13 protein-coding genes are annotated in these 16048 nt (G+C 53.6%); 2 read left to right on the forward strand and 11 right to left on the reverse strand.

Annotation, left to right across the window (positions count from 1 at the left end; all coding sequences use genetic code 11):
* Window positions 1–84: 84 nt before the first annotated feature.
* The 8 genes from IFU29_RS04860 to wbaP form a co-directional block, all read right to left on the reverse strand.
* Window positions 85–1119: a glycosyltransferase family 4 protein gene (locus tag IFU29_RS04860; RefSeq protein WP_191932890.1), complete on the reverse strand. Its 1035-nt coding sequence runs from the start codon at window positions 1117–1119 to the stop codon at window positions 85–87.
* Window positions 1120–1137: 18 nt separating this feature from the next.
* Entirely contained in the window at window positions 1138–1890 is a 753-nt protein-coding gene (locus tag IFU29_RS04865) for a glycosyltransferase family 2 protein (RefSeq protein WP_191932891.1), read from the reverse strand.
* A gap of 69 nt (window positions 1891–1959) precedes the next feature.
* A complete protein-coding gene (locus IFU29_RS04870) occupies window positions 1960–2997 on the reverse strand; it encodes an EpsG family protein (RefSeq protein ID WP_244633617.1) in 1038 nt (345 codons plus the stop codon).
* Between the two features lie 123 nt (window positions 2998–3120).
* Window positions 3121–4026, reverse strand: a complete 906-nt coding sequence (locus IFU29_RS04875) for a glycosyltransferase family 2 protein (protein ID WP_191932893.1) — start codon at window positions 4024–4026, stop codon at window positions 3121–3123.
* A gap of 90 nt (window positions 4027–4116) precedes the next feature.
* Entirely contained in the window at window positions 4117–6297 is a 2181-nt protein-coding gene (wzc, locus tag IFU29_RS04880) for a tyrosine-protein kinase Wzc (protein WP_187510081.1), read from the reverse strand.
* Window positions 6298–6309: 12 nt separating this feature from the next.
* Window positions 6310–6744 carry an arsenate reductase/protein-tyrosine-phosphatase family protein gene (locus IFU29_RS04885; protein ID WP_062742829.1) on the reverse strand — a complete coding sequence of 145 codons (435 nt, stop codon included), beginning with the start codon at window positions 6742–6744 and terminating at the stop codon, window positions 6310–6312.
* A gap of 15 nt (window positions 6745–6759) precedes the next feature.
* On the reverse strand, window positions 6760–7893 hold the full coding sequence (locus IFU29_RS04890) for a polysaccharide export protein (RefSeq protein ID WP_062742830.1): 1134 nt from the start codon (window positions 7891–7893) through the stop codon (window positions 6760–6762).
* A 129-nt stretch (window positions 7894–8022) separates the two neighbouring features.
* Window positions 8023–9456: an undecaprenyl-phosphate galactose phosphotransferase WbaP gene (wbaP, locus tag IFU29_RS04895; protein ID WP_191932894.1), complete on the reverse strand. Its 1434-nt coding sequence runs from the start codon at window positions 9454–9456 to the stop codon at window positions 8023–8025.
* An 811-nt stretch (window positions 9457–10267) separates the two neighbouring features.
* On the opposite strand from wbaP, the gene IFU29_RS04900 reads away from it, so the two are divergent.
* Complete coding sequence (locus IFU29_RS04900) at window positions 10268–11833, forward strand: TerC family protein (protein WP_191932895.1); 1566 nt, start codon at window positions 10268–10270, stop codon at window positions 11831–11833.
* A gap of 75 nt (window positions 11834–11908) precedes the next feature.
* Here IFU29_RS04900 and asmA read toward each other — a convergent pair whose 3' ends face one another.
* The 3 genes from asmA to udk form a co-directional block, all read right to left on the reverse strand.
* On the reverse strand, window positions 11909–13756 hold the full coding sequence (gene asmA, locus IFU29_RS04905) for an outer membrane assembly protein AsmA (protein WP_191932896.1): 1848 nt from the start codon (window positions 13754–13756) through the stop codon (window positions 11909–11911).
* A gap of 61 nt (window positions 13757–13817) precedes the next feature.
* The gene (gene dcd, locus IFU29_RS04910) at window positions 13818–14399 is read right to left on the reverse strand and encodes a dCTP deaminase (RefSeq protein ID WP_191932897.1); all 582 of its coding nucleotides are present in this window, start codon (window positions 14397–14399) and stop codon (window positions 13818–13820) included.
* A 24-nt stretch (window positions 14400–14423) separates the two neighbouring features.
* Window positions 14424–15065, reverse strand: coding sequence for a uridine kinase (gene udk / locus IFU29_RS04915; protein WP_062742835.1), 642 nt, complete (start codon window positions 15063–15065; stop codon window positions 14424–14426).
* A gap of 247 nt (window positions 15066–15312) precedes the next feature.
* Here udk and IFU29_RS04920 point away from each other — a divergent pair, with 247 nt between their 5' ends.
* Complete coding sequence (locus IFU29_RS04920) at window positions 15313–15942, forward strand: phosphatase PAP2 family protein (RefSeq protein WP_342214441.1); 630 nt, start codon at window positions 15313–15315, stop codon at window positions 15940–15942.
* The last annotated feature ends 106 nt before the right edge of the window (window positions 15943–16048 follow it).

Genomic DNA, 16048 nt, shown 5'->3' on the forward strand with positions numbered 1-16048 from the left:
GTTATCCCGTGGTCAATTTTTTGGGCCTGCAAGGCAGGCATGGAACAGATGTCCAGAGATACTCACTGCGGAGCTGTGCCGCCCTTAAAGCAGGGACAGCCAGGTCTCTTTAATCACTTTGCCGTCGAATTTGCGCGAGGTGGTCTGGGTTGCCGCGCTCATGGCATAGAACAGGGCATCGTCACTCGCGAGCCGGTTCATACAGTCGATAAAGCGCGCCCTGTCGTTCATCGCCACCAGGAAGCCATCTTTCTCGTGGTTAATAATTTCCTGCGGTCCGGTCGGGCAGTCATAGGCAACCACCGGCAACGACCACGACTTGGCCTCCAGCAGCACCAGCGGCAGTCCTTCGTAACGCGAGGTCATCAGTGCCATATCGCTGTCGCGGTAGTAGTCATTGATATTGCTGACGCGGCCAACGAAGTTGACGCTGTCGCTGATGTTCAGCCGGGCAGCCTGAGCCACCAGCGCCTCCTTCAGCTCACCGTCGCCGGCAATGACCAGCTTCCAGTCAGGGTGGGTTGCCACAAACCCCTGCCAGACGTCCAGCAGCAGATCGAACCCTTTCTGGTGATCAAGACGACCCACCGCCAGCGCCTGATAGTGACGCTGCGTGCGCTGAAGATTTTTGTACACCACAGGATTGGGGATGGTTTTGCTGGGAATATTCCAGCCGTTAAACACCTGATGGTCTTTATCGGTCAGTACGATCACGCGATCGTAGTAACGCAGCGCCAGGTATTTAAGGAGTTTGATCGGTTTGCTGAAGGAGTTGATGGCCACATGCTCGCAGGCGTAGACGCGGGCAGGCTTCTTTTTCATCGACATCATGCTGTATAACGCAAACATCACGCTCAGGCGGCCCATGCTGATCAGAAACACCGCATCAAACTGCTGCTGATGGATCTTGTTCACGACGGCCTTCAGCGGATTTTTTTCGCCGTTGAAGCTGACAATTTGCTGTACCTGGTTGAAAGGATAAAACGGTTCCCCCGACCCTTCCAGCGAATAGATGGTCACCTCATGCTGCTCACCAAAGCATTCAGACATGAAATTACAGATATTCTCAGTTCCGGCATAGGAATAGGCATCCTTAATGACCAGTACGATTTTTTTCATTGTCTTCATCACCTCAGATTAACGATGCTTCAGGGTAAATAACACGCCGTTAACCATGTACCAGACGTAGTAGTAATAAACTTTAAGCGGATTATTTTTATAAATGTATTTCAGTAAGTCCAGGTGCCACTTTGCCGCTTTGTTTTTATTGCGCGACAGGGAATTACCCATTTCATAATAGGTCACCAGATTCTTATCAATCACCCGCGCCTGCTTATACTGCTCAAACAGTTCATACAGGAAGAGGAAGTCCTCATGTCCTTTTTTCTTAAACAGTACGGGCTTTGCCGGGCGACGATAGCAAACGGAAGAGAAACAGATACGGAACTGTTTTTTAACAAAATTATCTTTCATCAACAGTGACTTACCGTAGCGCACGTCATAAGCTTTGCTACGTGACTGGTAACGGTAATCGCTGATCACCAGGTCATGCCCCGCGTTGAGCTGGGCGATCTGCAGCATCAGTTTGTCGCGGGCCCATTCGTCATCACTGTCAAGAAAAGCAATAAACGGCTCGGTCGCTGTGGTTAAGCCGACATTACGCGTTTCTGCTGCGCCACGATTTACCTCGTTGCTGAGGATCGTAATGCGCGGATCGGTACAGTGCTGCTGCACAAATTCCAGTGAGTCATCGGTAGATTTATCGTTAATAAGATAGATCCGCCAGTCGGTATAGGTTTGATCAATCACCGACTGTACCGCCCGCAAAATGGTCGCGCGCGCATTGTACATTGGGATAATAATCCCTACCGTGCCGATTTGATTATTCATCTGATACCCTGAATCTGAGTCATTCATTAAGTGATAGTCATCATTCGGGCCGGCTATCCGGCCCGGACGTTAAAAAAGACGGAACAGCGGTGCAATGCTGTAACCATTAATCGACTGCACGGAGAGGATGGTGTTATACGCCAGATAATAAGAGGTCATGGCAAACAGCAGTCCAAAGTTCAGCAGCGGATTTCGTATGCGCGTCATCAGGAACGCCAGCAATAAAGGTTCACAGTGCAGGAACAGGTTACCGACGCGCCCCCCGATAATAGAGAAGTCGGAGAAGATAATGCGCACGGCCGCACCGGCTGAATAGGCGATAAACAGGATATAGGCGACCCTGTCTTCCGGCTTAATCGGCCGGTTAAAATAGACCACGGTGAAGAAGGCGATAAACGCAATATTTTTTAAGTTCGCCAGGCCAAACACTGGCGAGGCGGCATCAAACACCGTCCCGCTGTAGCCCATCGCACGGTCACCGATAACCGGTACAATCCCCAGAGAGTCGAGGAACAGTTTTTTCCCGCCGATCAAACCCAGCGGGATCGCCGCCAGCACCATCGCAATACCGAAGTATTTACGCTCGCGCAGGAACAGGAACGGTGCAACCATCAGCACGGCGTAGCCCGTGGAGTGGGACTGGGTACTTAACACCAGGAAGACAAACGCCACGAAATACTTGCGCCCCGCCGCCGAGCAGAGGCAGGCAACCGCAAAGGCGCTGGACAGGCCGAAGCGGATCTGATTCATATCTTTGTTGATAAACAGGTGCGCGGAGTAAAGACACAGCGAACACAGGATCAGCGGAGAGTACTTTTTAAAAATCCAGGCGTTAGTGGACACCGCAATAAAGGCGATGAACAGCAGGAAAAAGTAGCTTTCATGGGTGAACCACGACAGCACCCAGGCCAGCAGCATAAACAGGTTCTCATAGCGGTAAATATCCGCTACGGTTTCGTAACCACTGATGCTGGTCTGACGGGAGAAATCATTAAAGAAGCCGAGATACTGCCAGTCATCAATACCGGAGTTCGGGCCCCTGAAACCCGCAAACATGATCAACGCCACCACCGCAATAAAGAAGAAGTAGGTGGTCACGCGCTTCATTTTTGGCTCATTCGCCTGGTTGATTGTCGCCAGTTCAAAAAAGCATAAAATCAGTATGCTGTAACTGACTATCCAATATATTGCCATAGAGTTTCCCACCCAATTATTATTCTTCTGGTCACGTTACTTTCCGCCCAGCCGCGCCCGTAATTTGTCTTTTACGCGGTTGAGGAAGTAGGTGCGGTTATCTTTATTGGTTAAGAAAAAGTAGCGGGCAAAGCTCAGGCTGGCCTGGAGGGATTTTCCGTCCATCTTGTAACGCAGCGGCAGCTTATACGCTTTATAGGTGTGAATATCCCGCCGGGTCAGATACGGCTTCATATTTTCAAGCCAGAAGAACGAGTATTTTACTGACTCGCCTTTATGCTTTGAGCCAAACTTTGTCACCAGATGATAGTTAGCCAGCGGCTGGTCAATCATAAAGAAGGTATAGCCGAGTTTGTCGGCGCGGATGCAGAAGTCGTAATCCTGATGGCGGATATACTTCTGATCAAAGCGAATTTCCTGCGCGTACTCGCGCTTCAGCACGATGGTGCTGGTCTGGATAAAGCCGTAGCAGCCAAACAGGTACTCGGCAACGGTTTCGTTACGCCCCACCTGCTGTAACGGCAGCACTTTCAGGAATTCACCGTCCTGAATAATGTTAACCTGGCTGTAGATGATAAAACGCTGCTGGCCCTGCTCTTCCAGCTGATGGATCAGCTTCAGGCTTTCCGCCAGCTTATCTTTATGCCACTCATCGTCCGCGTCGAGGAAGCTGATATAGTCCCCGGTCGCCAGCTCAATGCCTTTATTACGCGCGCCGGAGCCGTTCAGCTTCTCCTGCGACAGCACCAGGTTGATGTTGAGATGGCGGTATCGCTCTGACTGCACCACAGCGGCCAGCTGCTCTGCGTCAGCCGATTTATCATCAATGATAATCACTTCAAAATGCGGATAACTCTGGGCTGCCACGCAGTCCAGCGTCGTCACGATAGATTCGGATGCATTATATGCAGGAATGACGATCGAAAAGAAAATATCCTTCATTGCCAGGCACCTTTATAAACGGTCACAAACAGACACTCACCAGAAAAAAAGGAACCTTTACCCACGGGGTATAAAGGTTCCTCAGGGTTATTAGCTTTTCGCATCCTGCTTGTAGCTGTAGTCGTAATAGTCATAGCCGTAACCATAGGCATTGGCTGACTTACGGACGACGGCGTTGAGGATAACCCCTTTAATATCGATACCGTTCTGGGCAAAGCGCTTGTAGCTGATTTCCACTTCTTTAAGGGTGTTGGTTTCGAAACGTGCCACCATCAGCGAGGTTCCGGCCAGCTTGCCGATAATGGAGGCGTCGGTGACGGCCAGAATTGGCGGCGTATCAATCAGCACCAGGTCATAGTTCTTGCTGGCCCAGTCGAGCAGCTCATTCATGCGGCTGTGCATCAGCAGCTCGGACGGGTTCGGCGGCACCTGACCGCGGGCAATGAAGTCAAAGCCGAAGTCGCCATGCTGGATCAGATCCGGCGTGAACGGCGTCTTTCCTGACAGGATATTGGACAGACCGGTTTTGCTCTCCGCACCCAGCAGTTCGTGCGTATAACCGCGACGCATATCACCATCAATAAACAGGACTTTCTGACCGGCTTTCGCCACCAGCGTCGCCAGGTTAGAACAGATAAAGGTTTTACCTATCCCCGGGCTGGCACCGGTGATCATCAGAATGTTGTTTTTCGCTTCCATCATGGCGAAGTGCAGGCTGGTACGCAGGCTGCGGATCGCTTCAATTGAAAGGTCTGTCGGGTTACCCAACGCCAGCAGGCTGTTATGCGGATCGGTTTTCCCTTTAAGATTACGTTTGGCCAGGGCCTCCGCATCTTTCTTACGCTGCCACTCGGAGAGCGGAACGCTGGCATACACACTCAGGCCCAGCTCTTCCAGCTGCTCCGGGTTGTCGATACCGTGGTGGAACAGTGCTTTCAGCAGCACCAGACCGACGGAAACCACCAGACCGGCCAGCAGGCTGGCGACAATCAGCATCAGTTTCTTCGGTGCGACAGGTGTTCCCGCCGTTTCAGCATGATCGATGATGCGGACATCACCCACGGTGCTGGCCTTGCTGATACTCAGTTCCTGCTGACGGTTCAGCAGCTGCATGTAGATTTCCTGCCCTGCCTGCACGTCACGCGTTAAACGCACAATTTCCTGCTGAGTCTGCGGCATCTGACTGATTTTGCCGTTCAGCTTTTTCTGCTCGTTTTCCAGCGTCTGGCGTTTTTCCAGCAGCGCGCGGTAGGTCGGGTGGTCTTTGGTAAACAGCTGCGACACTTCGGCTTCACGGAAGGTCAGTTCGTTCAGCTGGCTCTGGATGCTGACGGAAGAGTCGAGTGCTGACTTCGCTTCCAGCGACATATCCACCGAGTCATTCTGGCGGCGGAAGACGTTAAGTTTATCTTCTGCCTGATCCAGCTTACCGCGCACTTCAGGAAGCTGATTTTTCAGGAAGGCCAGACTCTTCTCCGCTTCTTCAGATTTGCGCTCAACGTTCTGGTACAGATAGTTATTGATAATCTGATTCAGCACCTGGCTAATTAATACCGGATCTTCCCCGGTATAGGTCAGGCCCAGCACGCCGGTGTCTTTGCCCATATCGGCAACGGTCAGATTGTTATAAATCAGTTTGATGGCCTGCAGGTCGCTCAGTTTTGTCACGGTGAAGCTGGTGCCCTCATCCGCTTTGATATCGCTGACCAGCATTGTGACATCACCGTGCTGCTCGAACTGACCGACTTTGCCTTTAAACAGCTCATCGCCGTCTTTGCTTACGGTGTAGCTGTCTGGCCCGTTGACTTCGATCGTCAACTGGCGCTTATCCCATACGGCCGGCACTTTCAGGCGCGAAACGGCGATCTGCTCCGGCTTACCGCCCATCATGCGCGACAGGCCTTTACCGATAAGCGGGAAATAGTCCTGCTGCACCAGCACATCCAGACCGAGGTCGGTCACGGTTTTACCCAGCACCATACGTGACGTCACAATCTGGACTTCTGTCGCTGATGCGGGCTGCGCGTTCGGCATCATCTGCGTCAGGTCATTCAGCACGGTGTTGGCATTCTTCTGCTCAACCTGCACCATCGCGTCCGCACTGTATATAGGTGTGGCAAACAGGCTGTACAGCGTGCCCATCAGCATAAACAGTGCGGTAACCGCAACAATTATCCAGCGATGGTCAATAAGTTGCCCCACAAGATGCGCCAGATCGAACCCGTTCGAATCGTCTTGCGGCGCTGACGGTGCCTTACTTTTTATTTTCATGGATCATCCCAACTATCGGCTTAATGCGTTGACCCATTTCTGGGCAGCGTTTTCAAGGATTCCGTACACGGCCTCAAAGGCATCGCGGCTTTTTTTATACGGGTCGGCAATTTCCTGCTGGTTGATCCAGTGACCAAACAACATGGTTTTGCCTCGTACGGAAGGGTTGATGCGGCAGACCTGGTCGACATGTTTTTTTTCCATCACCAGGATTAAATCGTAATCCCGGCACATGCCAGAAGTCAGTTGCTGTGCCACATGCCCCTGCAGTGACACCCCACGTTCTGCGGCCACGCTGCTGGCAGTCTCGTCAGCAGCCTGGCCCACCATGGCCCCCAGTCCCGCGGATGCGATATTCTTCTCAGGAAGTGCGGATTTCAGCAGCCGCTCCCCGGTGGGGGAGCGGCAGATGTTTCCGATACAAACAACTAAGATTGAATTAATCATAATGTTTCCCGGCGGTTACCAGTTATGAAGCGTCTGCACGGTACGGGTCGCATCGTAAACACCGCTGATGGTCGGAACGAGCTGCGAAATTACGCGGTTCCAACGTGCCAGAGGCGTCGAGGTGACGTAAACAATGTCATACGGTTCTAACTGGAATTCGGTCCCCATTACCATCGCGGCGGCATCTTTCGTATTCAGCTGATAGATGTTGGCGATCTTGCTGCGGTTAGGCCCTTTGGTCGGACGGATAACGAACACGCCCGTTGCATCGGCAACGGTCTGATCCATGCCCTGTGCATTGCCCAGCGCTTCAGACAGCGTCATACCGCTGCGGTCCATTTTCAGGGTGGCCTGCTGTTTCACTTCACCCATCACGAAGACTTTAAGGTCGTCGTTACGCGGTACATACAGAATGTCACCCGGGTAAAGCAGGTGGTTTTGCGACAGGTCGCCGTTCTGCATCAGTGCCTGCAGGGAGATCGGCTGCTCACGTCCGTTGTGCGTCAGCACCACGTTGCGCCAGTCGGCGGTCGCGGTTAAGCCACCGGCGGCATTGATGGCATCAAGAATGGTCAGCGGCACGTTAGTAATCGGCTGCTGACCTGAGGTGGTCACCTCACCCGTCACGTAGGTTTTTTGTGATTTAAACGAGGCGATGCTGACATCAACCTGCGGGCTTTCGATGTACTGAGCCAGGCGACGCGCGATCTCATCGCGGATCTCCTGCACCGTACGCCCTGCCACTTTCACCCGTCCGATATAGGGATAGAAGATAGTGCCGTCAGAATGGACCCAGTTACCGGTGTCGCTGGCGCTACGGTACTGGCCGGATGGCGTCGTCAGCTCCGGGTGATCCCAGACAGTGACGGTCAGTACGTCGCCCACACCAACGCGGTATTCATACGACTGCAGTTCACGCTGCAGGGCATCGTTCGCCTGAGCGACGACCGGTTTTGGCCGCATACGCTCAACCAGACTCGGTGTCAGCGGGAAGACATTAACGTATTTATCAATGTCGAAATCACTGTCCTGCTGTTTGACAACATCTTTACCCGAAGTGGAAAGGTGGCTACCCGGTTCGATAGTACAACCGGAAAGGAACGCTGCTGAAACCAGCAGGGGAATCAATTTAGTTTTGATTGTAATCATCTAGTTCATCGCTATCAGTAATGTGAATGATAGTGGCGAGACCGCCGCTGTGTAGCGTCTAAGCGTTGCTAATTGCTCAAATCAGGCACTGTATCTGTAGGTCATAATCTGTCAGCCCTCTGGCCCCGTTTAATAAGCCCCATCACGTTTCAGAACCACACCAACAGTTTTGAACAGAATGGCGATATCGTTCCACAGTGACCAGTTCTTGACGTACCACGAGTCGAAGTAAACACGGGTTTCATAATCCACGTCATTACGTCCACTTACCTGCCACAGACCGGTCATGCCTGGTTTGGCCATAAAGTAGTAATCAACATCACCCGCATAGCGTTCCAGTTCGGCTTCGATCACCGGACGTGGCCCCACCAGACTCATCTCACCGCGAACCACGTTCCAGAGCTGCGGTAATTCATCCAGGCTGGTCTTGCGGATAAAATGCCCCACGCGCGTAATGCGGGGATCATTTTTCAGCTTAAAGTCTTTGTCCCACTCTTCCCGGGCGGCCGGATCGGTGCGCAGGACTTCTTCCAGCACCTCTTTCGAATTCACCACCATCGAGCGGAACTTCAGACATTTAAATTTGCGGCCATTTAAGCCCACGCGTTCGTGGCCATATATCGGCGCACCGCCATCGCGGGAGACCATAAAGATCAGCGCGGCTAACGCCGGCAGCAGCATGGTAATAATGCTCAGAGCCCCTACGAGGTCGAAGGCGCGCTTCAGGAAACGTGACGTGCGCTTGGCGAGATTATTATTTACGCGCAGGATCATCACTTCATGGCTGAAGATATAAGCCATGTCCGTACCGTAAAGCGGTACACCACGTAATGAAGGAATAACCGACACCGAACGGCAGTTATGCTTGGCCAGATTTTTCAGCCACAGATCGCGGGACTGACTCTGCTCATATTCCACGGCGACAATAAACTGCGTTTCGCTGTTCACCAGCGACCACAGCGTCTGCTCGTCTTTAATCACCGGCACACCAAACAGCTCAAGGGCTGGCTGACTGCCGTCGACATCGAAGAAGGCCACCACGTCAAAGCCCATGACCTCTTCGCTCTGCAGCGCCTGCCAGGCTTCTTCGGCATTCTTGCCGCTGCCGAGAATAATGGATTGTTTCTTCCAAAGGTTTTTACGGTTAAGCACCCGTTTAACCACCGCACGGCCGACGGGGATCAACACCATCGCCAGCAGCCAGGTTAATGCCCAAATCCAGCGGGACAGTTCCCATTTGGACAATGCGCTGATGGACAAGGCAATAACGGAAAATACCAGCACTGTTCTCAGTGCTTCTTTTAACTCGAACCAGAAAGGTTTGCGGTATGTATAATGACGCAATCTCACCCAGAACCAACCGACACACACAACAGAAAGCATAATATGTGTCGCTATCGTCAATTTAAGATCGACAGAAGGAATATCTGACAGAATATCACCAGGGAAACTATTAATCAGCAAAATGGCCACGGCCAGTGCTGCATTAAAACAGATGAGATCTGAGAGAGCTAATGACAGTTTTATTAACAACCCTTTAAAGGTAAATTCAATATCGCGCATAGTTAACTCTTAATTTTATCTTAGAAAGCCTGTGTTTTATTGGTCTCTGACCTGGTGAGATGAGTATTTAATCAACACATCAGTTATTACACAGGAAACTTATTTAGGGAGTCTGACAAAAAGGTCATCGTAGCTGGCATAGCGGCTAGAGATTTTGGCAAGAAAATCAACATGAACGTTTACTGTTCCGCGGCGCTTCCTGAACAGTCTCAAGACTCGTCAGGACACGCTACCGCCCCTGGCTTGTAGCTGCCAATGCGCTGTAAAATGTTGCCGTTTCATGTTGTTTACCTGTCATCTCTCACGGCAGGCTTTAGCGTTCATTCAGCGGAAATGTGTCTTCATTCACATAAATCAACATTGGGTCCGCCTGCACTGCGCTAAATTCAACATCCACGCAGACATTCAGTAACACGTTGCTATACTAGTTATAACTGGCCTGTTTACAAGAGGCTCCCCGCGCCCGTACCTTCTTTTAGGATTAAGACTACGTTAATGCTGCGTCAGTACCGCTCATTCCCTTTCTCCTCTTAAAGTAAATTCAAGATTAATTCCCTGCCTAAAAATAAGATTAATCTTACCTCCCTGTATTCCGGTGATAAGTATTACTCTTTAATCAATCTGGCCCTATACGATTATTCCTGAAAAGAAACAGTTTAAGACTTTCGGCATCTCCGGTTATTTCCCGGCCAGTCATGTTGCTTTCCTGTGCAGCGCGGGCGGAACAGAGTCCTCAACCCGGATTAGCGGTTGAAATGGGGCCGGTTACGACCCATCATTGATCCTTACATATGCTGTTCAGGTGAAAATAATGTTCGAATGGATCGCCGACCCGTCAATCTGGGCCGGCCTCGTCACGCTGGTCCTGCTGGAACTGGTACTGGGTATTGATAACCTGGTGTTTATTGCCATTCTGGCGGAGAAGCTCCCCCCTGCCCTGCGCGACCGTGCCCGCGTCACCGGCCTGCTGCTGGCCCTGCTGATGCGTCTGGCGCTGCTGGCGTCTATCTCCTGGCTGTCATCGCTGACCAGCCCGCTGTTCAGCCTGAGCGGACACGCGTTCAGCGCCCGCGACCTGATTATGCTGGTGGGCGGGGTCTTTCTGCTGTTTAAAGCGACAATGGAGCTGAACGAACGGCTGGAAGGTAAAGATGAAGAAGAGGGGCCGCAAAAGCGCGGTGCGCGATTCTGGCCGGTGGTGGCGCAGATCGTGGTGCTGGATGCCGTGTTTTCTCTGGACTCGGTGATCACCGCCGTCGGGATGGTTGACCACCTGGCGGTGATGATGGCAGCCGTGATTATTGCCATCCTGCTGATGCTGCTGGCCAGTAAACCCCTCACCCGCTTTGTCAACGGCCACCCGACCATCATTATTCTTTGTCTCAGCTTTCTGCTGATGATTGGCTTCAGCCTGGTGGCCGACGGCTTTGGCTATTCCATTCCCAAAGGCTATCTCTACGCGGCGATTGGTTTCTCGGTGATTATTGAAGCGCTGAACCAGCTGGCACAGTTTAACCGCCGCCGCTTCCTGTCTGCGCGCTCACCGCTGCGCAAGCGCACCGCAGAAGCCGTGCTCAGGCTGCTGCGCGGCCATCATGAGCAGGCGGAACTGGATGCGGAAACGTCCTCACTGGTGGCCGACAGCGCCGGACGCAAAGCCATCTTTAACAAACAGGAGCGCATGATGATCGCGCGCGTGCTGGCGATGGGCCAGCGCAGCGTCAGCAGCATTATGACCTCCCGACATGAAATTGAGCATATTGACCTGGCGGAATCGCCGGAAAAAATCATGGCCCTGCTCGATCAGAATCAGCATACGCGCCTGATTATTACCGAGAACAGCGATGACCCTCTCGGCGTCGTCCACGTGACCGACCTGCTGAAGCAGGCGCTGCACGGCAACGACCTCGATATAAGGGGGCTGATCCGCCAGCCGCTGGTCTTCCCGGAACAGCTGACTCTGCTGCCCGCGCTGGAGCAGTTTCGCGCCGCCCGCACCCACTTTGCCTTTGTGGTGGATGAGTTCGGTTCGGTCGAGGGGATTGTCACGCTGAGTGACGTGATGGAAACCATTGCCGGTAATCTGCCGAATGAGGGGGAAAAGCTCGACCCCCGCCATGACATTCAGCAAAATACTGACGGCAGCTGGACGGCCAACGGCCATATGCCGCTGGATGACCTGGCGATGCATTTACCGCTGGAGCTGGATGAAAAACGTGAATACAACACCCTGGCTGGGCTGTTAATGGAACATCTACAGGACGTGCCGCAGGAAGGGGAAGAGGTGCAGGTCGGGGAGTATCTGTTCCGCACCCTGCAGGTTGACAGCCACCGGGTGCAGAAAGTGCAGATTATCCCGAATCACAACGAAGGTTAATTTTGACGGATGCAGATTATCCGCAGGGGACGACCGGAAGGCATGGTCGGCCCCTGCCCCGTCACTCAGCCGCCATTACAGATCTTTCAGCACCTTTTTGACATCATCCTTCTTATCGCTTTCCGGGTTGCCCTCCATCCACTTTTTCAACCGATCGCGCGCTTCATCGCGCAGCTGCTGGCGCAGAACCTGGTCCACTTTAAGATTGTAGTTGATGGCCGACCAGGGGCCGTAGATATGCAGCGGTACCGGCGTTTGCTGCAAGCGCTGTATCAGCGTGCTGTCGCCAATCCAGCCTTCGGTCACCGTCACACCAAAACGAATATCCAGCGCCCGTTTAACCACATCGATGGATCCGGCCCCGGTATAGTTAAGCGTACCGGAGTGTGCATCCAGCTTGCCGAAGTCGAAAACGCCATTTTTCAGGGCCAGTGATGCCTGCACCTGCTGGAGATTCGCCTGATTGTCACTGCTCTGGCCCTGCACTTTATTACTGCTGTTTTCCACCGCCCGCTGGATCAGCTGCTGGAAGTTGAGCCCGGCAAACTGCGCATCTTTAATGCTCAGATCTGCCCTGCCCTGCCAGTGACGCTTAAAGGCATCCACCGTCAGCCCCTCGCCTGAGAAACGGCCCGTCATCGACAGTGCCCCGCTGACTTTGGCCGGCAGTTCAAGACTGTTCAACAGTGGGGAGAGCGATAGCTGATTCAGCTCCGGCTGCAGAGTAACTTTGGTGACTGCGTTGCGCACGTCAACGGTTCCCGGCAGAGAGAAACGCCCCTCTGCGGCACGGCCGCTGAAGGTGTTGACCGTCAGCAGTCCCTGCTTATTGATGGCATCCAGTCGGACATCACTTATCTGCATGCCACGCCAGTTCAGCCTGTCGGCCGCCAGCCTGATGCTGCCGTCCACCGCATTGAGCGGAGAGTTGGCGTTGTCATACTCTGGCAGAGCGGCGATCACCGGCGCAGGACCGGAACGCTGGTCCCCTCCGGTGGCGTCGCCGGGTGATACCTGAGTCAGCCCCAGCAAGGCATCAAGATTGAGACTGGCCGCATGCAGATCCGCACTCACCTGCGGCCGCGCACCCAGGGTGCCGGCCAGGCTACCGGTCAGCTTGCTGTCATTGGCGGTCAGCATCATGTCCGCCAGGCTGAACTGCTGGCTGGCGGCATTCCACTGTGCTTTCATGGTGGCACTGCCTTTGACCCCCTCCTGGGGAAGATCGGCCCCTTTCAGCTGGTAATCGAACTGGTTCACCACCGCATCAATGCGCCGTGGATAATCGGCAATATTCAGATCGCTGTCGATACTGACCTGCAGTTCACGCTGGTCGCGATTAATCCGGCTGCTAAAGGTCAGATGCGCCAGGCGCGGCTGCGTCTGATCCAGCGACAGATTAAAATCACGCACATTGAGCTGCTCACCATTATTTTGCTGCCAGACCAGCAGGCTGTCGGCAATGCGCAGGTGGGCAATGTCAAACTTCCAGCCACGGGCGACGTCACTGACCCGGGTCACGTCACTGTCATCGACGGGGCCGATGGGGGCATCGGCCGGACGCTGGCTGTCACTGTCAGGCATCAGGCGCACCACCGCGCCTTTCAGCATGATCTGCTTAACGGAAAGCTGATGGGAGAGGAGCGGCAGCAGGTTGACGTCCAGCCGCATATTCTGAGCGCTGACCACGGGCTGGGAGGCCCCGGGGGCGGTCAGCGTCATCGGGCCAGAAAGAATACTGAGCTGAGGCCAGACGTGCCAGCGCAGATCGCCGTTCAGCGCCAGGCGATAACCGTTATGCTGCTCCACCTGGCGAACCATATAGGCGCGAAAATCATTAGGATTCACCAGCACGACCAGCGCGGTCATACCGGCCACCATCACCACCAGTAAGATAGCCAGGGTGGTAATAAATCTTTTCATGCCTTCTCCTTAAACCCCATGCTTTCAACCCGCAGAGACGCTGCCCGCCTTGCTGTTAAGCTTAGTCTTTATCAATGCGGCTGGCGTCTGCGCCCTGCTGACCTTTGTATTTGGCATCCTGACGGCTGTTATAAGGCCGGGCGGCCGGCCCGGACAGCGGTTCAAAACTGAGCGCGCCAATCAGCATGCCGGGACGCAGTGCCAGGGGGAGTTTACCTGAATTATAGAACTCCAGCACAATGCGGCCCTGCCAGCCGGGATCGATACGGTGTGCGGTAACGTGTACCATCAGCCCGAGTCGCGCCAGGGAAGAGCGTCCGTCCAGCCAGCCCACCAGGTCGTCCGGCAGCGTCACCGACTCCAGCGTCACCGCCAGCGCCAGCTCACCGGGGTGCAGATAAAACGCATCCCCTTCCGGCAGCACAATTTCGTCGCTCATCACGCGATCCAGCGCTGCGCTGACTTCATCTTTCGGGCCACTTAAATCAATAAACGGTGCCGTATGACCGCGAAACGTGCGGAACTGATTACCGAGGCGCACATCGACGGTAGCGCCATTGATGCGTTCGACCGGGGGGCGCGGTTCAATACCCAGTTTGCCGTTATCGAGCCAGGCTTCTATATCGCGGTCACATAATCTCATGAGGGACTCCAGCAGACACTTCGGTTACTCGAAGAACTGATTAATTTTCGCTTTCAGGATATCAATGGCAATACGGTTTTTCCCGCCGCGCGGCACGATGATATCGGCATATTGCTTTGACGGTTCGATAAATTGCAGGAACATCGGACGTACCGTCTTCTGATACTGTGCCATTACCGAATCCATTGAACGCCCGCGCTCGTTAACATCGCGCTTCATGCGTCGCATCAGGCAGATGTCCAGCGGGGTATCAACGAAAATTGAAAAGTTCATTTCCTGGCGCAGGCGCGCATCGGTCAGCAGCAGGATCCCCTCAAGGATAATGACTTTCTTCGGTTTCAGGCAGAGCGTCTGCGCGGTACGGGTATGCTCAACGTAGCTGTAGACTGGCAGATCGATCGGCTGCCCGGCTTTCAGCATCTGTAAATGCTGTAACAGGAGGTTATGATCCATGGCGCTGGGATGGTCATAGTTGGTCTTGACCCGCTCCTCCATGGTGAGATGACTCTGGTCTTTATAGTAGGCATCCTCGGGGATGACACCAATATTTTCATCACCGACGCGGTCGCGTACTTCACGATACAGCGTACTGGCAATAAGACTTTTTCCCGAGGCAGAAGCACCTGCGATACCTACGATGACGCACTGATGTGACTTGTCAGTCATATATTAAAGACCTGATTCTGAGACAATATAAGGGTGAGCACACCCGGCAGATTTAGCGCTACAGGCAGACAGTGGCTGCCGACACACCTGCAGCATGAATTTGAAGGGTATAGCGGGCGCAATTATAGGGAGTTAGCCCTGCTGATGCCAGAAAAAAGCGCCTGGGACCTTTTCAGACTTTCCCGTTAGGCGACAATCACTTTCACCGATAAACTGGCCGACAGAAAAACAGCAAAAAGGAAACCGTGTGTCCTGGCATCTCGTCCATATTTTAACCTATTTCGGCGACAGCATGTTGCTGATCCCGACCGCTGCTATTATGGCGTTATTGCTCCACTATAAAAGCGACGATAAACGCACGGCCTGGTATTGGGTGCTCGCTTTCTGCACGGCCGGGGCCGTGGTCAGCCTGTCTAAAATCGCCTTTCTCGGGTTTGGTATTGGCAGTGCGCGCTTCAACTTCACCGGTTTCAGTGGCCACAGTGCCATGTCCGCCACGCTGTGGCCGGTGATGCTCTGGCTGCTGAGTGGCCGCCTGGCGAACATCTGGCGGGGCGTAGCGGTGGCCTGTGGTTATCTGATCCCACTGATGGTCGGCCTTTCCCGCCTGGTGCTGAACTACCACTCCGTCAGTGAGGTGGTTGCCGGGCTGACGCTGGGGTTTACCCTCAGCAGCGTCTTTCTGTTCAGCCAGCGTCACATCCGCCCGCGCGGGTTCTCACCATTACAGCTGGGGATCGCCCTGCTGCTGCCGTTATTACTGATCGGCCACGGCCGCATCGCCACCACCCAGCAATTCCTGCAGCGGCTGTCCGTGCAGATTGCCGGTATCGACCACGCCTGGACCCGCGAGGAGTTGCTCAAACTGCGTCAGTGAGGGCGTTTTTACTCTCTTTTCACCGGCAGACCTGGGTTCAATCGTCCGAATAACGCGATCTTTTGGTTTTGGCGAAAATAGTGCTTATTTGTTATGCCAGCATGGG

This window comes from Erwinia persicina (genome assembly GCF_014838825.1).
Taxonomy (GTDB): Bacteria; Pseudomonadota; Gammaproteobacteria; order Enterobacterales; family Enterobacteriaceae; genus Erwinia; species Erwinia persicina_A.